This window comes from Actinacidiphila acididurans (assembly GCF_016918855.1).
Classification (GTDB): domain Bacteria; phylum Actinomycetota; class Actinomycetes; order Streptomycetales; family Streptomycetaceae; genus Actinacidiphila; species Actinacidiphila acididurans.
The window spans coordinates 99,328-119,830 of record NZ_JADKYB010000007.1; the positions used below are offsets into that span (position 1 = coordinate 99,328).

Here is a 20,503-nt window from a genome sequence, read left to right on the forward strand (position 1 = left end):
GCGGTCCGTGCCGCGAGGTCGCTACGCCTTCGAGGTTACTGGGCCGGGGCGCGCGCCCTTCCGCCGCGATCGCCTTCTCACCGCGATCGCCTGCGCCGGGCATCGTGAGCTTGCACCTGCCCCAGGCGTTACCGGGGTGTTGATGCGCTTATGCCGTTTTCACCTCTCCCGCATCCGGGCGCCACTGCTGCGCCTGGACAAGGCGGGCCGGTAGGCTTTCCGTGTGATCTTCAAGCGCATCGGAAACGGGCGGCCGTACCCGGACCACGGCCGGGTCAGCACGCGCGAGTGGGCGGATGTCGCGCCCCGTCCCGTGCGGCTGGACCAGTTGGTGACCACCAAGGGACAGCTCGACCTGGAGACACTGCTGGCCGAGGACTCCACCTTCTATGGCGACCTGTTCGCGCATGTCGTCAAATGGCAGGGTGACCTCTATCTGGAAGACGGCCTCCACCGGGCCGTGCGGGCGGCGCTACAGCAGCGCCAAGTGCTGCACGCTCGGGTCCTGGAGATGGACTGACAATCCGCTTACGCTGCGCTCATGAGCATGCTGACCCCCTCCGGGATGGGTGGGAAGTACCGGATCACAGGGAACGCGTATCCCCGGATGCGCAGACCCCGGCGGCGCGGCCGCGTGGTGGCCGTTGTGGTCGCCTCGGTCGTGGTGCTCGGCCTGTTCGGCTGGGGCTCGCTGCAGCTCTACCACGTCTTCAAGGGCGACAACGGCAGCAAGTCCTCCGCGCAGGCAGGACCGCAGAGCCGTACGACCTGCAAGCCCGCGCCCACTCCTACGCACACCGGTAAGCCGGCGCCACTGCCGCAACCGGCCGGGGTGACGCTGAACGTGTTCAACGCGACCCCGCGGGGCGGGCTGGCGAAGAACACCGCCGACGAACTGGTCCGACGCGGCTTCAAGGTGTCGGCCTTCGGCAACGCGCCCGGCACCTACGACAAGAAGGTCACACAGTCGGCGGTGCTGGTCGCCGGGCCGGCCGGGGAGGCCGCGGCCCGCGAGGCGAGCACCCAGGTGGCCGGTTCCACCGTGACGATCGACCCGCACCGCAAGGGCACGTCGGTCGACCTGATGATCGGCAACGGTTTCAAGTCGCTGGCCACGCTGTCGGACGCCGCCAAGGCGCGGGTGGTCGCGGCGAACCCGCCGCCGCCGAAGCCGGTGTGCACGACGGTGAGCGCGTCGCCGTCGCCGTCGAAGAAGTAGCCCCACCCGCCGGGCGCCTGACGCCACGACCGGGCGCCCGTCACCAGGCGCCCGGTCGTCATGTCCGGCGGGGCGCAGCCCCTCGTCATGTCCGGCGGCCCGGCGGCACCCTGACGCGTACCGCCTGTGTGCCCTGCGACGCCTAGCTGACCGTGCCGTAGAGGCGGTCGCCCGCGTCGCCGAGGCCCGGGACGATGAAGCCGTTCTCGTTGAGGCGTTCGTCCACGGCGCCGGTGACGACCGTGACGGGCTGGCCGCTCAGCTCGCGCTCCATGGCCTTGACGCCCTCGGGGGCGGCGAGCAGGCACAGGGCGGTGACGTCGTCGGCGCCGCGTTCTATGAGCAGGCGGATGGCGGCGATCAGGGTGCCGCCGGTGGCCAGCATCGGGTCGACCACGTACACCTGGCGGCCGGACAGGTCCTCGGGCATCCGGGTGGCATACGTGCGCGCCTCCAGGGTCTGCTCGTCGCGGACCATGCCGAGGAAGCCGACCTCGGCGGTGGGCAGCAGCCGCACCATGCCGTCGAGCATGCCCAGGCCGGCGCGCAGGATCGGCACCACCAGCGGGCGCGGGTGGGACAGGCGTACGCCCGTGGTGGCGGCGACCGGGGTGCGGATGTCGACCTGCTCGGTGCGCACGTCCCGGGTCGCCTCGTACGCGAGCAGGGTGACCAGCTCGTCGGCGAGCCGCCGGAAGGTGGGCGAGTCGGTGCGCTCGTCGCGCAGGGTGGTGAGCTTGTGCGCGACCAGCGGGTGGTCGACAACGTGGAGACGCATGGGGACGACTGTAACGGGCACCTGCCGCGACGCGCCCGGGTGCGCCTGCCCGCCGCAATCTGTGCCCGCCACGACGCAAACCCCCCGTTCGGGGGAAGATGCCGGGATTGGGCCGGTGCGCCCGACGGGTGAAACGCGGCGGGCGGAGGGCCGTTCAGGTGTGATGCCTGTCGCATTTTGCCGCGCGGCGCGCAGGGAACGCAGGGTGACCGCGCCGGGGGCTGAGGTGATCGTTCGGCCCGCGGCGGGGTCCGACAACCCCTCGCACCGGCCATTTCAAGATCGCTCAGGGGGCCGGCCGGCCGTCGCCCTGTCGGCGAAAGTGACGAAGACCTGGCACGTCGGGGTGTCGAAGACCCTTCGCAACGCCCCGGTTTCTGCCACGATGCCGAGTGGGTGGGACCATCATGAGGCCATCATGAAACCAACGGCCCTACCCGGTCCGGACGGCCTGAACCCTGTGGGAGAGTCACGGTGTACTTCGCCGCACTGCTCGCGCGCACCGAGGACGGTTGGCAAGCGAGCGAACCCGATCTCGACGATGTGGAAACCCTCGCCGATCTGAGCGATCTGGCCCGCGAAGCCGGCGACGAGGAGGAAACGGTTCTGGTCTTCATCGAACAGGAGGACGCCTGGTTCGGCGTCATCCGTGTCGACGGTGAAGAGGACCCCAGGATCTATGTGTCCGACGCGGCCGCCGCCGCCCGCAGCTCGTACGGGGAGATCCTGCTCACCGACGAGGTGCTGGGCCGCGACCCGCAGGACCTGGACCGGCTGGTCGACCTCGACGGCACCGAGGACGGCGACAGCGAGGACGAAGAAGAGGAAGGGGTCGCCGGCCCCTCCGAGGACCATGTGCCGACCGGTCCGCTGGGGGACACGGACCTGCTGGTCGACCTGGGAATGAGCGGCAAGGAGCTGCTCGCGCTCAGCGGCGACGGGGCGCTGACCGGCGAGGCGCTCGGCGAGATCGCCGACGCACTCGGCGCCTCGGACGTGCTGGAGGCGGTCCGCTGACCTTGCCCCCGCCCCCGGCGGGGAACCCTGCCACGGGCTCCTCCGCGGGGGACCCCGTCCGTGACCCCTGGGTCTCCGCCATGCGCCTGGCGCTGGCGGAGGCGGAACACGCCACGCTCACCGGTGACGTGCCGGTGGGCGCGGTCGTGCTGGGCCCCGACGGCGAGGTGCTGGCGCGGGCGCACAACGAGCGGGAGGCCGGCGGCGACCCGACCGCCCATGCGGAGGTCCTGGCCGTCCGGCGCGCGGCGGAGGCGCTGCGCGCGGGCGCAAAGCCCGACGGGGACGACCGGGGGGCCGGCTGGCAGCTCACCGGCTGCACGCTGGTCGTCACCCTGGAGCCGTGCACGATGTGCGCGGGCGCGATCGTGCTGTCCCGCCTGGACCGCCTCGTCTACGGCGCCCGCGACCCCAAGGCCGGCGCCGCGGGCTCCCAGTGGGACCTGGTCCGCGACCGCCGGCTCAACCATCGTCCCGAGGTCATCGGCGGCGTCCTGGACACCGCGGCCTCGGCCCTCCTGACCCGTTTCTTCCGCCCACCGCGTTACTGATTTCTGACCGGCGCCTCCCATGGGCTAGCATCAGTCTCGGTAGCGTGTCCGAGCGGCCTAAGGAGCACGCCTCGAAAGCGTGTGAGGGGGCAACTCCTCCGTGGGTTCAAATCCCACCGCTACCGCTCTCAGCAGGACGGACGGCCCGCCTCTCGACACCGAGGGGCGGGCCGTCCGCGTACCCGGGCCGGTGCCGCCCTCGAGCGCCCGTACGGGTGCCCCGCTCAGGCGCCCGTACGCCGCCACCGCGCCCCCGACAGCGCCCGCCTGATCCCGTGTCACCCGGCCTCCTCCCTTCACCCCGGGACGTGGAGCGAGGCAGTAGGGATATCGGATGATGGGAGTGGCGGGCGGATGGTTGGGCTGTCCGGTGGATAGACTGCCCGGACTGCACAGTTGTACCGCCGGCGCGGGATCGCGGCTGGGGAGGGCAGGGCAGGCATGGCACAGGCGAGGAAGATAGCCACATATGTGCTGGTGATCTTCGTGCTCTACACGATCATCGACCAGCCCGCCCGGGCCGCCGATCTCGTACAGGTGGGATTCGTGGGGATTTCGAACGCCGCCAAGAGCATCGGCCAGTTCATGCACGACCTCGTCAACTGAGAGCGGCTCCGTCGCAGCGTCCCTCCACCCGGATCCGAGGCCGGTCCCGGGCCTTCCGCGCACACCTCCACAACCCTTGTCCGTACGCCCGTTCGTACAACACGGCAATATGCGGTGCTTGCACACAGGACGCATGAATTGTGATGCTATGACCGCTTTTGCCGGATGAGTGGACCGATGAGGGGTGTGGTGTGCCGGTGTCGGCCCGTACGGCGTCGACGTCGACGGCGGAGTCGACCTCGACCACGCCGCCGTCAACGTATCCCCGCGGCAGGACGCGGACGCCCAGCACCAACGCGGCCGACGCGCGGGCGCTCACCCAGGTGCTGTTCGAGCAGATCAGCGGGCTGGAGCCGGGCACGCCGGAGCACGCGCGGGTGCGGGCCGCGCTCATCGAGGTGAACCTGCCGCTGGTGCGCTACGCGGCCGCCCGCTTCCGCAGCCGCAACGAGCCGATGGAGGACGTGGTCCAGGTCGGCACAATTGGCTTGATCAATGCCATCGACCGGTTCGACCCGGAGCGCGGGGTGCAGTTCCCGACCTTCGCCATGCCCACCGTGGTCGGGGAGATCAAACGTTACTTCAGGGACAACGTCCGCACCGTCCACGTACCCCGCCGGCTGCACGAGCTGTGGGTCCAGGTCAGCGGCGCCATCGAGGACCTGACGGTGCTGCACGGCCGCTCGCCCACCACCGCCGAGATCGCCGACCGGCTGAAGCTCTCCGAGGAGGAGGTGCTCGCCTGCCTGGAGGCCGGCCGCGCCTATCACGCCACCTCGCTGGAGGCCGCCCAGGAGGGCGACGGCGCGCCCGGCCTGCTGGACCGGCTCGGTTACGAGGATCCGGCCCTGTCCGGCGTCGAGCACCGCGACCTCGTACGTCACCTTCTGGTCCAACTCCCCGAGCGGGAGCGGCGGATCCTGCTGCTGCGCTACTTCGCCAATCTGACCCAGTCCCAGATCAGCGCTGAGCTGGGCGTTTCCCAGATGCACGTGTCCCGGCTGCTGTCCCGCAGCTTCGCCCGGCTGAGGTCCGCAAACCAGCTCGAAGCGTAACCCAGCGGGATCAAGCCACCTGCACAGATATGTCGACATGGCGCTACAGCGTGTTGCCGACATGTGACATTCTGCGGATACAGCGTTTGTCGCGAGCGAGTGTCCGGTATTCCAGAGGTGGAACAACCGTCGCCCGCGACACCCGTCCGCGACCTCAAGGGGGTGGCATGTCCGTACAGGTGGGCAGTCCCAAGGTGCAGAGCAAGCCGGACGCCGACGGCGAGGCCGACTCAGCCGCAGCGCACGACGCTCTGCACAGCGAGGCCATCGACACCCGTACGCTGTCCCGTTCGCTGTTCCTGCGCCTGGCGGAACTGCCGGTGGACAGCCCGGAACGCACCTACGTCCGCGACACGCTGATCGAGCTGAACCTGCCCCTCGTGCGGTACGCCGCCGCTCGCTTCCGCAGCCGCAACGAACCCATGGAGGACATCGTCCAGGTCGGCACCATCGGCCTGATCAAGGCGATCGACCGGTTCGACTGCGAGCGCGGGGTGGAGTTCCCGACCTTCGCGATGCCCACCATCGTCGGCGAGGTCAAGCGGTTCTTCCGGGACACGAGCTGGTCGGTACGGGTCCCGCGGCGGCTCCAGGAGCTGCGGCTGGCGCTCACCAAGGCCAGCGACGAGCTCTCCCAGCAGCTCGACCGCTCGCCCACCGTGGCCGAACTCGCCGCGTGCCTGGGCGTCTCCGAGGAGGACGTGGTCGACGGACTCGCGGTCGGCAACGCGTACACCGCGAGCTCGCTGGACTCCCCGCCGCCCGAGGACGACGGCGGCGAGGGCACGCTGGCCGACCGGCTCGGCTACGAGGACCAGGCGCTGGAGGGCGTGGAGTACCGCGAGTCCCTCAAGCCGCTGCTGGCCCAACTGCCGCCGCGCGAGCGCCAGATCATCATGCTGCGGTTCTTCGCCAACATGACGCAGTCGCAGATCGGCGAGGAGGTCGGCATCTCGCAGATGCACGTCTCCCGGCTGCTCACCCGCACGCTGGCGCAGCTGCGGGAAGGACTGACCGCAGAGGTCTGAGGACGACGGGACGGAGTGGCCGCCGGAGCCGGTGGGCTCAGCGCATCGCCAGCGCGACCACTCCGATGATCACGACCAGCGCGACGACCACGCCGATGATCAGACCGGCCCGGCTGCGGCCTGCCGCCTGCTGCGTCTGAGCGGGCGCCGGGCGCTCGTCGACGAAGGCCCGGAACATCTGGGTGCTGCCCGCCGGGTCGTAGTTGTTCTCGGGGTTGGGCGTAGGGTTCGACATGCCGCCAGACCCTAGCGTGTCGGCGGAATAGCGTGCACCCCCCACCGGTTGCCGTTCCATATGACACGCATCGGCAATTCCGTTCTCGACGTTCACCCGCTGTGCCTGGGCGGCAACGTCTTCGGCTGGACCGCGGACGAAGAGCAGTCCTTCGCCGTGCTGGACGCCTACGCGGCGGCCGGCGGCGACTTCGTCGACACCGCCGACGTCTACTCCGCATGGGCGCCGGGCAATTCCGGCGGGGAGTCCGAGACGATCATCGGCAGGTGGCTGGCGCGCACCGGCCGGCGGGACGACATCGTGGTGGCCACGAAGGTCGGTTCGCACCCGGAGTTCAAGGGGCTCAAGGCCGAGACGATCAAGCAGGGCGCCGAGGCGTCGCTGCGCCGGCTGGGCACCGACCGGATCGACCTGTACTACTCGCACTTCGACGACCTGTCCGTGCCGGTCGAGGAGATCGTCACCGCCCTGGACGCGCTGGTGCGCGAGGGGAAGGTACGGGTGCTCGGCGCCTCGAACATCTCCCCGGAGCGGCTGGCCGCGTCGCTGGACTTCGCCGAGCGCGAGGGACTGGCCCGGTACGAGATCATCCAGCCGCAGTACAACCTGGTCGAGCGGGACGCCTACGAGGGCCCGCTGGCGGACCTGGCGCGCGAGCGCGGGTTGTCCGCGGCGCCGTACTACGGCCTGGCCCGCGGCTTCCTGACGGGCAAGTACCGGCCGGACGGCGACCGCACCGGGAGCCCGCGCGCCGGACAGGCCGCGGCCTTCCTGGACACCGAACGCGGCACCAAGGTGCTGGCCGCGCTGGACGAGGTGGCGGCGGCCCACGACGCCGAGCCCGCCACAGTGGCGCTGGCCTGGCTCGCCGCCCAGCCCACTGTCGTCGCGCCCATCGCCAGCGCCAGCAAGGTCGAGCAGGTGGCCGCGCTCACCGCGATCGCCGAGCTCAAGCTGACGGACGAGGAGCTCGACCGGTTGACGGCCGCGTCGGCCTGAGCCGGCCCGCCTCCATAGGGAGGGGGGCCGACTCCCTACCACGGAATCCGCCCCCCTCCCTATGGAGGCGGGGCGGATTTTTTTGCCCAAACTTTGCCGTCACTCGAAAGAAAAAGTTTGTCTTTGGCAACCAGTTACCCATACGGTTGCTCGAAGCAACGAAATGAGCGGAGTGCTCCACCCCGCCCCGCCCTCGGGTGACCGCGGCGGTTTGCCGCAGGCCACGGGGGGTACACCGGCTTCACCGGAAGCGGAATCGCCCCTCCGCGAAGGGGCGCGACACTCCGCGAGCTCCCGGCCGGCTTGCCTGTCCCTGCAGCGGAGAGGTCCAGGCACCGGCTGGGGTACGAGGTCCTGGCGGCGGCCGAAGCAGGGGACGGCGGACGCCGTCCGCCGGGACCGTTCGCGTAGGGTGCGGGCATGGCCCGGAACATTGCCACCAATACCAAGGTCACCCTCGACGAGTTGCTGGAGTTCGTACGGCCCCGGCACCGCGCGCTGCTGCTCACCCGCCGCGCGGACGGCGGGCCCCAGGCATCTCCCCTCACCTGCGGAGTGGACAACTCCGGACGGATCGTCATGTCCACCTACCCGGAGCGGGCCAAGACCCGCAACGCCCGGCGCGACTCCCGGGTCGGCGTGGTGATCCTGTCCGACGAGTGGAACGGGCCGTGGGTCCAGGTCGACGGCACCGCCGAAGTCCTCGACGTCCCCGAGGCGGTCGAGCCGCTGGTGGAGTACTTCCGCAACATCTCCGGCGAGCACCCCGACTGGGCGGAATACCGCGAGGCGATGCTCCGTCAGGGCAAGTCCCTCATCCGCGTGACCCCCGAGCGCTGGGGCCCGGTCGCCACCGGCGGCTTCCCGGCCCGGCTGGCCTGACGAAGCGGTTGCCGGTCCGACGGTACGTGCTGGCCTGACGGCCAGTCCGGCCGGTAACAGGCCGGCCCTGAGCGGACTCCGTCCCGGCGCATGACATGAGCCATGCGCCGGGACTGCCGGGACTGCCGGGACGGAGTCCCGGCAGCGGTCCGAAGCCCGCGAAGCGGCGCGAGGACCGCAGAAAAAACGGTGCCCGGCATGCGGTCCGAAGCCCGCGAAGCAGTGCGAGGGCCGCAGAGAACTCAGGACTGCGTTGCGGCCGTAAGGTCGTAAACCGTCGTGCCGCCGATCGTCGTGGCCTTGTAGTGGGCCTCGACCCATGAGGTGATCTGGGACGCCGTGCCCGAGGAGCCGGGGCCGCCGAAGCCGCCGCCTCCGCTGCCGTCCGCAGCCCCGAAGCCGCCGCCTCCGCTGCCGTCCGCAGCCCCGAAGCCGCCGCCTCCGCCGAAGCCACCCGCACCGCCGATGAAGTAGTGGATGCGGCCGGCCGCGACGTACGCCTGGAACTGGGCGAGCGTCGGGGAGGGGTCGGTGCCGTTGAAGCCGCCGACGGGCATGACGGGCCGACCGGTGGCGAGTTGGTAGCTGGCCTGGTTCTGCGAGCCGACGGTCGCCGCCACCCAGGTGTACTTCCCGGCGTCCTTCAGCAGGGCCGTCTTCATCGCCGCGCTGACCTGGGCACCGTCGAGGAGGCCGCCCATGCCGCCGCCACCGCCGGGCCGGCCGCCCATGCCGCCGCGGCCCGTACCCGTGCCACCCGGGGCCGTGCCGGTGCCGCCGCCTGCGGCCGTACCGCCGGGCGCCGTACCCGTACCACCGCCCGCGCCGGCCGTACCCCCGGGGAAGCCCGGGAAGCCGCCGTTGCCGCCGCCCGCCGCGCCCGTACCGCCGCCCGGGAACCCGGGGAAGCCGGTGCCGCCGCCCGGAGCGCCTTGAGGGAACTGGCCGCCGCGGCCGCCGAACGCCCCGCGCGGACCGCCCCCGCCGAAGCCGCCGAACCCACCGGGTCCGCCGCGGCCGCCGCTCACCGCGGGGCCGGCCGTGACGATGGAGCCGCGGTGACCGGTGTTCACGGTGTCGAGGGTGTAGCCGACCGGGCCGCCGAGGATCGCGGCGAGCCCCACGACGGCGCAGAGCACGCCCAGCCGGGCCGCCGGGCGCCCGGCGGGGGCGGAGGAAGCGGAGGGCCTCAGTCCGGGCAGGAGGGTCGCCAGGAGGCCGCCCGCGGCCACCACCGCGGCCGCCACGACGGCGACCCGCAGCCAGGGGTGGAAGGACGGCGAGCGGTCAAGCAGGTCGTACGCGAGCAGGGCCGTGCCGACGACCGTCGCCGCGAGGGCGACCACCGCGGCCGGGTGCCCGCGCCGCCGCCACAGGTCGGCCGCGCCCATGCCGACGAGCGCGGCGATGTAGGGCGCGAGGGCGATGTTGTAGTACTGGTGGAAGATTCCCGACATGAAGCTGAAGGTCAGGAAGGTCATCAGCAGGGAGCCGCCCCACACCAGGTAGGCGGCCCGCCCGAGGTCGGTGCGGGCGGCCCGGCGGGTGAGCCACAGGCCGGCCAGCAGCGCGACGAACGCGGCCGGCAGCAGCCAGGCGATCTGCCCGCCCATGTCGGTGCCGAACAGGCGGCCGATGCCGGTCGCGCCCCAGCGCCCGCCGCCGCCCGGGCCGCCGCCCCCGCCGACGCTCCCGGTCTCGTTGCCGGTGATCCGGCCGAAGCCGTTGTAGCCGAAGGTCAGCGACAGGAAGCTGTTGTCCTGGGAGCCGCCGATGTACGGGCGGGACGACGCGGGCCACAGTTGCACGATGGCCACCCACCACCCGCCGGCCAGCACCATCGCGGCACCCGCGGCCAGCAGTTGCAGCAGCCGGCGGCGCAGCCGGGTGGGCCCGCAGACCGCGTAGACCACGGCCAGCGGCGGCAGGATCAGCCACGCCTGGAGGGTCTTGACCAGGAAGGCGAGGCCGAAGACGGCGCCCGCCGCGACCAGCCACCGGGTCCGGCCGTCCTCCAGGGCGCGCAGCACGCAGGCGACCGCGACCACCATGAGCAGGGCGAGCAGCGCGTCCGGGTTGTTGAAGCGGAACATCAGGGCGGCGACCGGGGTGACGGCGAGCACCGCGCCCGCCAGCAGCCCGGCGCCGGGTCCTGACCGGCGGCGCACCGCGGCGTACAGGACGCCGACCGCGGCGACGCCCATCAGCGCCTCGGGCACCAGGATCTGCCAGGAGCCGAGGCCGAAGAGGCGTACGGACAGGGCCATCGGCCACAGCGCGGCCGGCGGCTTGTCCACGGTGATGGAGTTGGCCGCGTCGGAGGAGCCGAAGAAGAACGCCTTCCAGCTCTGGCTGCCGGCCTGGACGGCGGCGGAGTAGAAGGAGTTGGCGTAGCCGGAGGAGCTGAGGTTCCACAGGTAGAGGACGAGGGTGCCCAGCAGCAGGGCGAGCAGCCCGGGCCGGGCCCACGCCGGATCCCCGGGCCGGCCCCGCAGCCACCGCGCCGCGCGGCCGGCTGCGGCGGGCGGTTCCGCGACCGGACGGCCGAAGTCCGGCACACCGGGCTCCGCCGGTGCTCCCGGCACGCCGGGCGGCCCCGGCAGCCGGGCCACGCCCGGCGCCCCCTGCTCCTGCGGGGTCCCAGGCGTCGCGCCGCCCCCCGGCGCTGCGCCCGCGGCGGGTGCTCCGTACGGGATGTTGCTCGGCGCGGTCATCGGGAACTCCTGGAGTCGTCGGGTACGTCGGGTACGTCGGGGAGACCGGGTACGGGGGCGGACCGCCCGCCGCGCGGGGATACGGGGCCTGACCGCTGTGCGCCGCCCCGGCCGGCCACAGGACCGGTCACGGCGCCCGGCGCCGGGCCGGACGCGGAACCGGCGGCACTCGCGGGCGCCCCCGCGGCAGCCGGCACCACGCCGTCGGGCCGGACAGCGGCCGGCGCCCCCGCCCCGTCCGGGAACAGCCAGGCCCGGAACAGCAGGAAGCGCAGCACTGTGGCCGCCAGGTTCGCCGCGAGCAGGACGGCCAGTTCGGTGCCGTGGCTGGGGTGGGCGGTGGCGGTGTGCAGGGCGGCCAGCGAGCCGCTGGTGAGGGCGAGGCCGATGGCGAAGACCACGAGGCCCTGCGCCTGGTGGCGGACGGCGCCGCCGCGGCCGCGGACGCCGAAGGTGAGGCGGCGGTTGGCGGCGGTGTTGGCGAAGGCGGACAGCAGCAGGGCGAGCGCGTTGGCGGCCTGGGCGCCGGTGCCGGTCCGGAAGAGGGCGTAGAGGGCCAGGTAGAACAGGGTGCTCAGGGCGCCGATCACGCAGAAGCCGAGGAGCTGGCGGGCCAGTCCCGCGGGCACGCCGGGCAGGTCGCGGTCGCGCGGGTCGTCGCCGAAGGGGCGGCGCAGCCGGTCCAGCGCGAGCCGGCCGGTGGCCAGCGCCCTGCCCACCCGCCAGACGCCCTTGAGGTCGGCGGCGGCGGTGCGGACGATGTCGACACTGCTGTCGGGGTCGTCCACCCAGTCCACCGGGACCTCGTGGATGCGCAGGCCCGCGCGTTCGGCGAGCACCAGCATCTCGGTGTCGAAGAACCAGCCGGTGTCCTCGACCATGGGCAGCAGCCGCTGGGCCACGTCACCGCGGATCGCCTTGAAGCCGCACTGGGCGTCGGAGAAGCGCGCGGCCAGCGAGCCGCGCAGGATCAGGTTGTAGGCCCGGGAGACGAACTCCCGCTTCGCGCCGCGCACCACCCGCGAGGAGCGGGTCAGCCGGGAGCCGATGGCCAGGTCGGAGTGGCCGGAGATGAGCGGGGCGACCAGCGGCAGCAGCGCGTTCAGGTCGGTGGAAAGGTCCACGTCCATGTACGCCAGCACGGGCGCCTCGGACGCGGTCCACACGGTGCGCAGCGCCCGGCCGCGGCCCTTCTGCTCCAGCCGGAAGGACATGACCTGCGGCAGCTCGGCGGCCAGCGCCTTGGCGACGGCCGAGGTCAGATCGGTGCTCGCGTTGTCCGCGATGGTGATCCGGAACGGGTAGGGGAAGGTGCCCGACAGGTGCGCGTGCAGCCGCCGCACGCACGGTTCGAGGTCTTTCTCCTCGTTGTGGACGGGGACGACCACGTCCAGCACGGGAGGAACGGGGGCGCCGGCCGGAGGGGCGGGCGCTGCGGCCGTGACCGGCAGGTGCTGCCGGGCGGGCAGATCGCCGAAGTTGGTTCGCATGCCTCGACGGTCGGCGGCCGCCCTGTCACGAGCGTGTGGCGGGGCTGGGCAGGGCCTGTGAGTGCGCGGCCGCCCGCACGTCGCGCCCTCGGGGAAGGGTGACGGTGAACACCGTACGGCCGGGTGCGCTCTCGACGCCGACCTCGCCGCCGTGGGCGGTGACCACGGACCGCACGATGGCCAGCCCCAGTCCGGTGCTGCCGGCGGCGCGGGAGCGGGAGGCGTCGCCGCGGGCGAACCGTTCGAAGACGTGGCCGCTCAGTTCCGGCGGGATGCCGGGGCCGTCGTCCTGGATCTGCAGGCACACCGAGGCGCCGTCGTGGCGCACCCGGGCGGTGACGGTGGTGCCCGGCGGGGTGTGGGTGCGGGCGTTGGCCAGCAGGTTGGTGAGCACCTGGTGCAGGCGGTCGGCATCGCCGTGGACGGTGGCAGGCTCGTCGGGCAGGTCCAGCCGCCAGATGTGGCCGGTGCCGGCCGCGCGGGCGTCGCTGACCGCGTCCACCACCAGCGGCGACAGGTCGGTCTCGGCCAGGCTCAGCGGGCGGCCGGCGTCGAGCCGGGCAAGCAGCAGCAGGTCCTCGACGAGGGTGGTCATGCGGTCGGCCTCGGACTCGATCCGGCCGAGGGCGTGCCGGGTGTCGGGGCCGAGCTGTTCCGGGCCGCGCCGGGTGAGTTCGGCGTAGCCGCGGATGGAGGCCAGCGGCGTACGCAGTTCGTGGCTGGCGTCGGCGACGAACCGGCGGACCCGGGTCTCGCTCTCCTGCCGGGCGTGCAGCGCGGAGCCGACGTGGCCGAGCATGCGGTTGAGGGCCGCGCCGACCTGGCCGACCTCGGTGCGCGGGTCGGTGTCGGAGTCGGGCACCCGCTCGTGCAGGGCCACTTCGCCGCGGTGCAGGGGCAGTTCGGAGACGCGGGTGGCGGTGGCGGCGACCCGGCGCAGCGGCTGGAGGGCGATCCGCATCAGGGCGGCGCCGGCCAGCCCAGCGGCGACCAGGCCGGCCGCGGACACCGAGACCTCCACCCACAGCAGGGTGCCCAGGGTGTCCTGGACGCTCTTGGTGGACAGGCCGACCACGACGGTGGGGGTACGGCCGCCGGGCTGGGAGGAGGCGGCCCGGAAAGTGCCGAGGTCGGGGATGTGCAGGGTGTGGGTGCGGCCGTCGAGCGGGACCGTGGCGAAGGCGGCGGCCTGTTTCGCGGTGAGCGGGTCGGCGATCAGGGAGCCGCTGCCGGTGCGGGCGGCGCTGACCGAGGCCTGGGTGACGTTTCCGGCCGGGCCGACGACCGCGCCGACGGTGTCGCCGGGCTGGCCGCCGCCGACCAGGAAGCCCAGCGGTGGCCCGGCCGCGCGGTCCGGCCGCGGCGGGGCCGGGAGGCCGGCCCCCGGCGGCGGGGCCCCGTCGTGCGCGGCTCCGTCGTCGTGTCCGGAGGCGCGCAGGGCCAGTTCCTGCACCTTGCCGTCGAGCTGGCCGTAAAGGAAGTCGTGCAGGGCGAAGATGGTGACGGCGCCGATCACCGCGCAGACCACCGCGACCAGCGCGACGCAGGAGGCGACCAGCCGTCTGCGCAGCGACCAGCGGCGGCGGGTCCGGCGGAGCTGGATCACGCCGGCTCGCCGGGCTTGATCAGGTAGCCGGCGCCGCGCCGGGTGTGGATCATCGGGGGCCGGCCGACGTCGATCTTGCGGCGCAGGTAGGAGATGTACAGCTCGACCACGTTGGCCTGGCCGCCGAAGTCGTACGACCACACCCGGTCGAGGATCTGCGCCTTGCTGAGCACGCGGCGCGGGTTGCGCATCAGGTAGCGCAGCAGCTCGAACTCGGTGGCGGTCAGGTGGATGTTCGCGCCGCCGCGGCTGACCTCGTGGCTGTCCTCGTTGAGCACCAGGTCGCCGACGACCAGCAGCGATTCGTTGCGCACGGCGGCGGCTCCGGAGCGGCGGAGCAGGCCGCGCAGCCGGGCGACGACCTCTTCCAGGGAGAACGGCTTGGTGACGTAGTCGTCGCCGCCGGCGGTGAGCCCGGCGATGCGGTCCTCGACGGCGTCCTTGGCGGTCAGGAACAGCACGGGCACGTCCGGGGTCTCGCGGCGCAGCCTGGCCAGCACCTCCAGGCCGTCCATGTCCGGCAGCATCACGTCGAGGACCACCGCGTCGGGCCGGGCCTCGCGGGCGGCCCGAAGCGCGGAGGCGCCGTCGGACTCGGTGCGCACCTGCCAGCCCTCGTAGCGCAGCGCCATGGACAGCAGGTCGGCCAGCGGCGCCTCGTCGTCGACGACCAGGACCCGCACGGGGGAGCCGTCGGGCCGGGCGAGGTCGAGGGCCGGGGCCGTGGCGGGGCCCGGGGCGGAGGAGGCGGGGCGCTGGGCCGGGACGGTCCGGGGCACGGCGGCGGCGCGCGGGGCCGCGGGCGCGGTCCGGGCAGCGGCGTTACGGGCGGTCGCCGCGGTACGGGCGGCCGCGGCGCGGGCGGCGGTCGTACCGGTCGCGGTGCCACGGCCGACGGCGGTACGGGCGCCGGGGACGCCCGTCGAACGGTTCGGGAGCGGTGAGGTGTTAGCCATGGTGGACACCCTGTGGGCGCGCTATGAAAACAGCCTTGGCCGTTTCTGTGAAACGTCTGAGAATCCACGCGAGGAGAACCGGTCGGCACCTCCACCGGACACGTAACCGGATGGCCGAAAATGATCACTTGCGGTCACCGATGGTGGAGATCCGGTCGCGGGGCGTGTCGGCCGGACTGATCGGCGTACGTTCTGCCCTATGCGAGGTGGCATGGTTGCCCAGGGCACCGGACCGACCCCGCGGACCGTCGCCGTCGAGCGGCTGGCCGCGGGTGATCACGCCTGCCTCGATTTCACCGGCGACGACCAGCGGTGGGCGGCCAGGGCCGCCTTCGCGGCCGCGGGGCTGGTGCGCGGGGAGCGGGTGCTGATCTGCACCGAGGCCGGGGTGGACGGGACCGTCGCGCTGGACCGGCTGGCCGAGCACGGGCTGCGGGCCGAGCGCGCCGCCAAGGACGGCCGGCTGGAGTTCGTCACCGAGCAGCCCGGATACCACCCCGCCTCCGGCTTCGACCCCGGGGTGCGCACCGGCTTCTGGTCTTCGGCCTACGACACCGCGCTGGCCTGCGGCTTCACCGGGCTGCGGGCGGCCGGCGACATGGCGTGGGCGGCCGGCCACGACGTCGACCCGGCCGACCTCGCGCGGTACGAGGCGGGGATCACCGGGCTCTTCGCCGACTTGGGCCTGACCGGGATGTGCGAGTACGACCGGCGGGTCTTCGGGGTGCTCGGGGACAACCCCGCGGCGGCCGGTCATCCGCTGTCGATCCTGCCGCCGACCGAGGGGCTGCTCACCCGCCGGGAGGGCGACGTGCTCCGGCTCGTCGGGGACGCGGATCTGGCCACTCGCGAGGAGTACGAGCTTTCGCTGCGGGAGGCGGCGGACGATCCCGGGCTCGGCGTGATTGATATCACGGGACTGGCATTCATGGGGGCACACTGCGCCCGATTCCTGCTCGGAATCGCCGCGCGCGGAACAGGTCGGACGAAATTGCCGAATTCGATTGCCATCGAATGCACAGCGGCCCAGTACCGGCTGCTCAGGCTGTGCGGCGCAGACGAATCGGACGGCAACTCGGACGAGGTCGACCTGCGGATCCGCCACGTGTCGGGCCATGTTTCCCGGGAAGCCGAGTGACTATGCGCGTGGCATCGAACTTGCTACTTGTGCAAGGCTGTTGTCCGCTCACATGCCCGCTCGTGCTCGACTCTGTCCGGCAGTGCGGGGATTGACGGAACACCAGGACCGATATCTGCACACATGTGATAATCGGTGCCCAGTGTGACGGTTGATGCCAGTAGTCGCCCAGTGTGCTGAGGACGTCGATGACCACTCTCTCAACCAGCCGACGCGCTCCCCGGTCGTCCGCCGTCCCCGACTTCCAGCGCGTAGTCCTCATCGAGGGCGCCGCACTGGTGATCCTCGGCGGTGGCACGGCCGCCTGGCTGCTGGCCGCTCATCCGACCGGGTCGAAGCGCGCCGTCGTGCTCATCGTCCTGTTCGTCCTGGCCCTGGGGGTGCTCGGCTGGGGCATAGCCGCGGCGGGCCGCGCCCAGCGCCGGGCCACGCGCGCGCAGAGCGAACTCCAGCGCGCCGCGGCGGACGTGGCCAACGCCGTCTCCTTCGGCGACGAGCGGCTGCGCCGGGCGCTGGAGGAGGTCCGCCAGGGCCGCACCCCCGCCCCGCCGCCGGCCGCCCCCGAACCGCGCACCGTCTCCGGGCCGTTCGGCCAACTGCTCGGCCAGATCGAGTACTCCCAGCTCGCCGCGTACACCGCGGTGGTCGAGGCGTCCGACATGCCGGCGCCCAACGCGGCCGCCACCCAGCAGGTCACCGTTCTGGTCAACCTCGCCCGGCGGCTGCAGTCCCTGGTCCACCAGGGCATCCGCATTCTCGACGAGCTGGAGCAGCAGGTCGAGGACCCGGACCTGCTGCGCGGCCTGTTCGAGGTCGACCACATCGCCACCCGGATACGGCGCTACGTCGAGAACGTCGCCGTGCTCGGCGGCGAGGTCACCCGCCGCCAGTGGCGCAAGCCCGTGCCGCTGGCCTCCGTGGTCCGCTCCGCGATCGGTGAGGTCGAGCGCTACTCCCGGGTCAAGCCGGTGCCGCCGATCGACGGCCGACTCGACGGTGGCGCGGTCGCCGACGTCGTCCACCTGCTCGCCGAGCTCATCGAGAACGCCACCGCCTTCTCCCCTCCCGGCACCCAGGTCTACGTCCGCACCCAGCGGGTCACCACCGGTCTCGTGGTGGAGATCGAGGACCGCGGCCTCGGCCAGGAACCGGACGACGAGCGGATGCGCAACGCCCTGCTGTCCAACCCCGAGCGCGTGGAGCTGGGCGCCCTGCTCAACGACGGCCGCGTCGGCCTGTACGTGGTCGCCGTCCTGGCCCGCCAGCACTCGATCCGGGTCGAACTGCGCCGCAACCTGTTCGGCGGTGTGACCAGCCTGGTGCTGCTGCCCAACCCCCTGCTGGCCGCCGAGGGCGCGGACGACGACGGCGAGGAGGACCACGGCCGCACCGAGGAGGCCGCCCACCAGGAGGCCCGCCGGCCCGTCGCGGTGGCCCCGGCCCAGCCGCAGGCCGCGCTGTCCGCCGCTCCCGCTCCCGCCGCCGTGACCGCCCCCGCTCCCGTGCGGGAGCGCGCCGCCGTCGCCGCCGAACCGGTCGGCGCGGCAGCCGGGGCCCCGGCCGGCGCGCAGCAGCAGAGCGCCGCGTACCAGCAGCCGTACGCCGGTGCCGGTTACGGCGGCACCTCCCCGTACCCGCAGCAGGCGACGGCGCAGCAGGCGTACGCCCAGCCGCAGACCCGCGGTTACGCCGAGCCGCAGCCGCAGGAGCAGACCCGTCAGCTCTACCCGCAGCCGGGGCAGCCCGGGCAGCCGCAGGCCCGCACCCAGGGTCAGCCGACCGCCGCGAGCGAGGGGGCCGGCCAGAACGGCCGCCCGCCGCTCCCCCAGCGCACCCAGCAGACCCACATGGCACCGCAGTTGCAGCGACCGCAGTCCTCGCCGTGGCAGTCCGGCTCCGCCGAGGAAGCGGAGTTCACCCCCGCGAACCCGGGGCTGATGGCCACCTACCGCCGAGGAGTGCGTGCCGCCGAGGAGCAGTCTGGACTGTCCGGCGAGTGACTTCCCCGACTCGCGTATCCCCCGATCTCGCGTTACGTTCCTAGGAGTTCCACTGATGGCGAGCGACACAACATCCGGCAACGAGCTCGGATGGCTGCTTGAGGACCTCGTCGGCCGGGTCCCCTACACCCGTGCCGCCGTCCTGCTGTCGTCCGACGGCATCAAGAGAGCGGTGCACGGACTGGACGTCGAGGGTGCCGACCACCTCGCGGCGGTCGCCTCGGGGCTCTGGTCGATCGTGCGCAGCGCCGGCAAGCACTTCGGGAACGGACCGCAGGCCCGCCAGGTGGTCGCCGAACTCGACGGCGCTCTGCTGTTCGTCTCGGCGGCGGGCAAGGGCAGCGTGCTGGCGGTGCTGGCCGGGCCCGAGGCCGATCCTGGCGTGCTCGGCTTCGAGATGAGCCGACTGATCATCCAGGTGACCAAGAGCCTGGAGACTCCGGCCCGCAACGCGGCGTCCGCGGTACGGTGAGCCGGGCCGAGGGGCTGGGCCGGCGGGCCGGACCGGAACGCCGGCCCGAGGGCCGTGACAACAGCTGGCTGGACGCCGACGCGGGCCGCCTGGTCCGGCCCTACACCGTCAGCGGCGGCCGGACCAGGCCCAGCGTGGCGCTCGAACTGCTGTCCATGGTCCGGGCCACCGGGCGTGCGCTCAAGGTCGACCTGACCCCCGAGCACACGCTGGCCCTCGACATCAGCCGCTCCCCGGTGACCGTGGCCGAGATCGGCGCCCACCTCAAACTCCCCGTCGCGGTGGCGAAGATCCTGCTCTCCGACCTGATCGACCAAGGGGCCGTGACGGCCCGTCCGCCAGACCCGGCCGCCGACCCCGCGGACCGGGACATCCTGCAGAGAGTGCTCGATGGCCTACACAAACGACTACGGCAGTGACGGCGCGACCCAGACCACCGACGACATTTATCCTCAGCCGCTGAAGATCCTGGTCGCGGGTGGGTTCGGGGTCGGCAAGACCACCTTCGTCGGCACCGCCAGTGAGATCGAGCCGTTGAGCACCGAGGAGACGGTCACGGTGGCCAGCGCCGGCACCGACCACCTCGACGGGGTGCAGAACAAGACCACGACCACCGTGGCCATGGACTTCGGCCGGATCACCCTGGACGACCAGTACATCCTGTACCTGTTCGGCACGCCCGGGCAGGATCGTTTCTGGTTCATGTGGGACGAGTTGTCCAACGGCGCCCTGGGCGCGGTGATCCTGGCCGACACCCGGCGGCTGGTGGACTGCTTCGACGCCGTGGACTTCTTCGAGAGCCGCGGCATGCGGTTCCTCGTCGCCGTCAACGAGTTCGACGGCTCCTACTCCTACACCCCCGACGAGGTGCGCGGTGCGCTCGCGCTGGCCCCGCACGTGCCGGTCGTGCTCTGCGACGCGCGGCAGGGCAGCTCCTCCACCCGGGTGCTGATCGACCTGGTCACGCACCTCCTCCAGGCGACCGCGGTGGCCTGAGCAGCACCAGTACCACCCTCACGACCACTTCTCCGCCCCGACAAGATCCGACAGGAACGTTTCCCGACAGGAAGCCGGACGTCATGACATTCGATCCCAGCAACCGTACGAATATCGAAGAGGACCCCGAGCAGACACGGGTGCGCGCGGAACGTCTGCAGGCGATGGGCATCGTCGACCAGCCCTACCCGGAGCTGGACGCGATCGCCGACCGGCTGCGGGAAATCACCGGCGCCTCGTACGCGATGGTCAACTTCATGGTGGAGGGCCGGCAGTACTTCGCCGGTCTGTCCGGCCCCGCCGGCGCGCAGCCGCTGGCCGGCGGCACCGGGCCGGCCCGTGAGATGACGATGGACCAGGGCTGGTGCCCGCACGTGGTCAGCCGCGGCACCGCGCTGCCGCTGGCGGACGTCTGCGCCTACCCGCGGTTCGCCGGCAACTCGGTGGTGGACGAGCTCGGTATACGCACCTACCTGGGCGCACCGGTGAAGGACCCGGTCTCCGGGGTCACCCTGGGCACGGTGTGCGTGATCGACACCGAGCCGATCCAGTGGACCAAGCAGGACGTGGAGAACATCAAGGGGGTCGCCGAGCAGGTGACCTCGGTGCTCCAGCGGCGCGAGCAGGAACCCGGCCAGTAACGGGTCAGCCGCGTGAGCGGCCCGGCGGGTCTGACTGCGGGGGGTCAGACCGCCGCCGGGACCCGGCCGGCGCACGTGAACGCACGTAAGCGCGCGCACGCGAACGGGCACATGCGAAGG

Annotated in this window: 21 protein-coding genes and 1 tRNA gene; 16 read left to right on the plus strand and 6 right to left on the minus strand. The window is 72.6% G+C overall.

All coding sequences use genetic code 11. The features are described from left to right. Positions 1-223 precede the first annotated feature (223 nt). Complete coding sequence (locus tag ITX44_RS14795; RefSeq protein ID WP_093712089.1) at positions 224-520, plus strand: type II toxin-antitoxin system VapB family antitoxin; 297 nt, start codon at positions 224-226, stop codon at positions 518-520. A gap of 21 nt (positions 521-541) precedes the next feature. Then, the gene (locus tag ITX44_RS14800; RefSeq protein WP_205357671.1) at positions 542-1,219 is read left to right on the plus strand and encodes a LytR C-terminal domain-containing protein; all 678 of its coding nucleotides are present in this window, start codon (positions 542-544) and stop codon (positions 1,217-1,219) included. Between the two features lie 142 nt (positions 1,220-1,361). Here the strand turns inward: ITX44_RS14800 and upp are convergent, their stop codons facing one another. Continuing rightward, on the minus strand, positions 1,362-1,997 hold the full coding sequence (gene upp / locus ITX44_RS14805; protein ID WP_205357672.1) for a uracil phosphoribosyltransferase: 636 nt from the start codon (positions 1,995-1,997) through the stop codon (positions 1,362-1,364). A 474-nt stretch (positions 1,998-2,471) separates the two neighbouring features. Here upp and ITX44_RS14810 point away from each other — a divergent pair, with 474 nt between their 5' ends. The 6 genes from ITX44_RS14810 (at position 2,472) to ITX44_RS14835 (ending at position 6,254) form a co-directional block, all read left to right on the plus strand. Then, positions 2,472-3,014: a tRNA adenosine deaminase-associated protein gene (locus ITX44_RS14810; RefSeq protein ID WP_205357673.1), complete on the plus strand. Its 543-nt coding sequence runs from the start codon at positions 2,472-2,474 to the stop codon at positions 3,012-3,014. 80 nt (positions 3,015-3,094) lie between these two features. Then, complete coding sequence (locus ITX44_RS14815; protein WP_205357674.1) at positions 3,095-3,565, plus strand: nucleoside deaminase; 471 nt, start codon at positions 3,095-3,097, stop codon at positions 3,563-3,565. Positions 3,566-3,603: 38 nt separating this feature from the next. Then, a tRNA-Ser gene (locus tag ITX44_RS14820) sits at positions 3,604-3,690 on the plus strand. Between the two features lie 316 nt (positions 3,691-4,006). Further along, entirely contained in the window at positions 4,007-4,171 is a 165-nt protein-coding gene (locus tag ITX44_RS14825) for a hypothetical protein (RefSeq protein ID WP_205357675.1), read from the plus strand. A 197-nt stretch (positions 4,172-4,368) separates the two neighbouring features. Continuing rightward, positions 4,369-5,226, plus strand: coding sequence for an RNA polymerase sigma factor SigF (locus ITX44_RS14830; RefSeq protein WP_372440913.1), 858 nt, complete (start codon positions 4,369-4,371; stop codon positions 5,224-5,226). Between the two features lie 167 nt (positions 5,227-5,393). Then, positions 5,394-6,254 (plus strand): RNA polymerase sigma factor SigF, encoded by an 861-nt coding sequence (locus ITX44_RS14835; RefSeq protein WP_236060619.1) that lies wholly within the window; start codon positions 5,394-5,396, stop codon positions 6,252-6,254. Positions 6,255-6,291: 37 nt separating this feature from the next. On the opposite strand, the gene ITX44_RS14840 is transcribed toward ITX44_RS14835, so the two are convergent. Further along, positions 6,292-6,489 (minus strand): hypothetical protein, encoded by a 198-nt coding sequence (locus tag ITX44_RS14840; RefSeq protein ID WP_205357678.1) that lies wholly within the window; start codon positions 6,487-6,489, stop codon positions 6,292-6,294. 60 nt (positions 6,490-6,549) lie between these two features. On the opposite strand from ITX44_RS14840, the gene ITX44_RS14845 reads away from it, so the two are divergent. Together ITX44_RS14845 and ITX44_RS14850 are read left to right on the plus strand one after the other, a co-directional pair. Then, positions 6,550-7,488 (plus strand): aldo/keto reductase, encoded by a 939-nt coding sequence (locus ITX44_RS14845; protein ID WP_205357679.1) that lies wholly within the window; start codon positions 6,550-6,552, stop codon positions 7,486-7,488. A 420-nt stretch (positions 7,489-7,908) separates the two neighbouring features. Then, a complete protein-coding gene (locus ITX44_RS14850; RefSeq protein ID WP_205357680.1) occupies positions 7,909-8,370 on the plus strand; it encodes a PPOX class F420-dependent oxidoreductase in 462 nt (153 codons plus the stop codon). Between the two features lie 242 nt (positions 8,371-8,612). On the opposite strand, the gene ITX44_RS14855 is transcribed toward ITX44_RS14850, so the two are convergent. The 4 genes from ITX44_RS14855 to ITX44_RS14870 are packed head-to-tail and all read right to left on the minus strand — an operon-like array spanning position 8,613 to position 14,863. Then, positions 8,613-11,084 carry an ArnT family glycosyltransferase gene (locus ITX44_RS14855; RefSeq protein ID WP_205357681.1) on the minus strand — a complete coding sequence of 824 codons (2,472 nt, stop codon included), beginning with the start codon at positions 11,082-11,084 and terminating at the stop codon, positions 8,613-8,615. Beyond that, positions 11,081-12,574 carry a bifunctional glycosyltransferase family 2/GtrA family protein gene (locus ITX44_RS14860; protein WP_205357682.1) on the minus strand — a complete coding sequence of 498 codons (1,494 nt, stop codon included), beginning with the start codon at positions 12,572-12,574 and terminating at the stop codon, positions 11,081-11,083. The genes ITX44_RS14855 and ITX44_RS14860 overlap by 4 nt, the downstream gene beginning before the upstream one ends. 25 nt (positions 12,575-12,599) lie before the next feature. Continuing rightward, the gene (locus ITX44_RS14865; RefSeq protein ID WP_205357908.1) at positions 12,600-14,177 is read right to left on the minus strand and encodes a sensor histidine kinase; all 1,578 of its coding nucleotides are present in this window, start codon (positions 14,175-14,177) and stop codon (positions 12,600-12,602) included. Next, positions 14,177-14,863, minus strand: a complete 687-nt coding sequence (locus ITX44_RS14870) for a response regulator transcription factor (RefSeq protein ID WP_205357907.1) — start codon at positions 14,861-14,863, stop codon at positions 14,177-14,179. Before ITX44_RS14870 ends, ITX44_RS14865 begins: the two co-directional genes overlap by 1 nt. A 484-nt stretch (positions 14,864-15,347) precedes the next feature. Between ITX44_RS14870 and ITX44_RS14875 the strand changes: the two genes are divergently transcribed. The 6 genes from ITX44_RS14875 (at position 15,348) to ITX44_RS14900 (ending at position 20,383) form a co-directional block, all read left to right on the plus strand. After that, positions 15,348-16,274: an MEDS domain-containing protein gene (locus ITX44_RS14875; protein WP_205357683.1), complete on the plus strand. Its 927-nt coding sequence runs from the start codon at positions 15,348-15,350 to the stop codon at positions 16,272-16,274. Positions 16,275-16,462: 188 nt separating this feature from the next. Beyond that, complete coding sequence (locus tag ITX44_RS14880; RefSeq protein WP_205357684.1) at positions 16,463-18,274, plus strand: sensor histidine kinase; 1,812 nt, start codon at positions 16,463-16,465, stop codon at positions 18,272-18,274. Between the two features lie 55 nt (positions 18,275-18,329). After that, positions 18,330-18,746, plus strand: a complete 417-nt coding sequence (locus ITX44_RS14885) for a roadblock/LC7 domain-containing protein (protein ID WP_205357685.1) — start codon at positions 18,330-18,332, stop codon at positions 18,744-18,746. After that, the gene (locus ITX44_RS14890; protein ID WP_372440916.1) at positions 18,743-19,165 is read left to right on the plus strand and encodes a DUF742 domain-containing protein; all 423 of its coding nucleotides are present in this window, start codon (positions 18,743-18,745) and stop codon (positions 19,163-19,165) included. Before ITX44_RS14885 ends, ITX44_RS14890 begins: the two co-directional genes overlap by 4 nt. Next, positions 19,137-19,742 (plus strand): GTP-binding protein, encoded by a 606-nt coding sequence (locus ITX44_RS14895; RefSeq protein ID WP_205357686.1) that lies wholly within the window; start codon positions 19,137-19,139, stop codon positions 19,740-19,742. Before ITX44_RS14890 ends, ITX44_RS14895 begins: the two co-directional genes overlap by 29 nt. Before the next feature lie 83 nt (positions 19,743-19,825). Continuing rightward, a complete protein-coding gene (locus ITX44_RS14900) occupies positions 19,826-20,383 on the plus strand; it encodes a GAF domain-containing protein (RefSeq protein ID WP_205357687.1) in 558 nt (185 codons plus the stop codon). Positions 20,384-20,503 lie beyond the last annotated feature (120 nt).

Bases quoted from the DNA above. Each gene is read 5' to 3' on its own strand.
- ITX44_RS14815 (WP_205357674.1), top strand. From the start codon at position 3,095: ATGCGCCTGGCGCTGGCGGAGGCGGAACACGCCACGCTCACCGGTGAC.
- ITX44_RS14855 (WP_205357681.1), bottom strand. From the start codon at position 11,084: ATGACCGCGCCGAGCAACATCCCGTACGGAGCACCCGCCGCGGGCGCA.
- ITX44_RS14800 (WP_205357671.1), top strand. From the start codon at position 542: ATGAGCATGCTGACCCCCTCCGGGATGGGTGGGAAGTACCGGATCACA.
- ITX44_RS14875 (WP_205357683.1), top strand. From the start codon at position 15,348: ATGGTTGCCCAGGGCACCGGACCGACCCCGCGGACCGTCGCCGTCGAG.
- ITX44_RS14835 (WP_236060619.1), top strand. From the start codon at position 5,394: ATGTCCGTACAGGTGGGCAGTCCCAAGGTGCAGAGCAAGCCGGACGCC.
- ITX44_RS14860 (WP_205357682.1), bottom strand. From the start codon at position 12,574: ATGCGAACCAACTTCGGCGATCTGCCCGCCCGGCAGCACCTGCCGGTC.
- ITX44_RS14850 (WP_205357680.1), top strand. From the start codon at position 7,909: ATGGCCCGGAACATTGCCACCAATACCAAGGTCACCCTCGACGAGTTG.
- ITX44_RS14900 (WP_205357687.1), top strand. From the start codon at position 19,826: ATGACATTCGATCCCAGCAACCGTACGAATATCGAAGAGGACCCCGAG.
- ITX44_RS14895 (WP_205357686.1), top strand. From the start codon at position 19,137: ATGGCCTACACAAACGACTACGGCAGTGACGGCGCGACCCAGACCACC.
- ITX44_RS14840 (WP_205357678.1), bottom strand. From the start codon at position 6,489: ATGTCGAACCCTACGCCCAACCCCGAGAACAACTACGACCCGGCGGGC.
- upp (WP_205357672.1), bottom strand. From the start codon at position 1,997: ATGCGTCTCCACGTTGTCGACCACCCGCTGGTCGCGCACAAGCTCACC.
- ITX44_RS14880 (WP_205357684.1), top strand. From the start codon at position 16,463: ATGACCACTCTCTCAACCAGCCGACGCGCTCCCCGGTCGTCCGCCGTC.
- ITX44_RS14825 (WP_205357675.1), top strand. From the start codon at position 4,007: ATGGCACAGGCGAGGAAGATAGCCACATATGTGCTGGTGATCTTCGTG.
- ITX44_RS14885 (WP_205357685.1), top strand. From the start codon at position 18,330: ATGGCGAGCGACACAACATCCGGCAACGAGCTCGGATGGCTGCTTGAG.
- ITX44_RS14845 (WP_205357679.1), top strand. From the start codon at position 6,550: ATGACACGCATCGGCAATTCCGTTCTCGACGTTCACCCGCTGTGCCTG.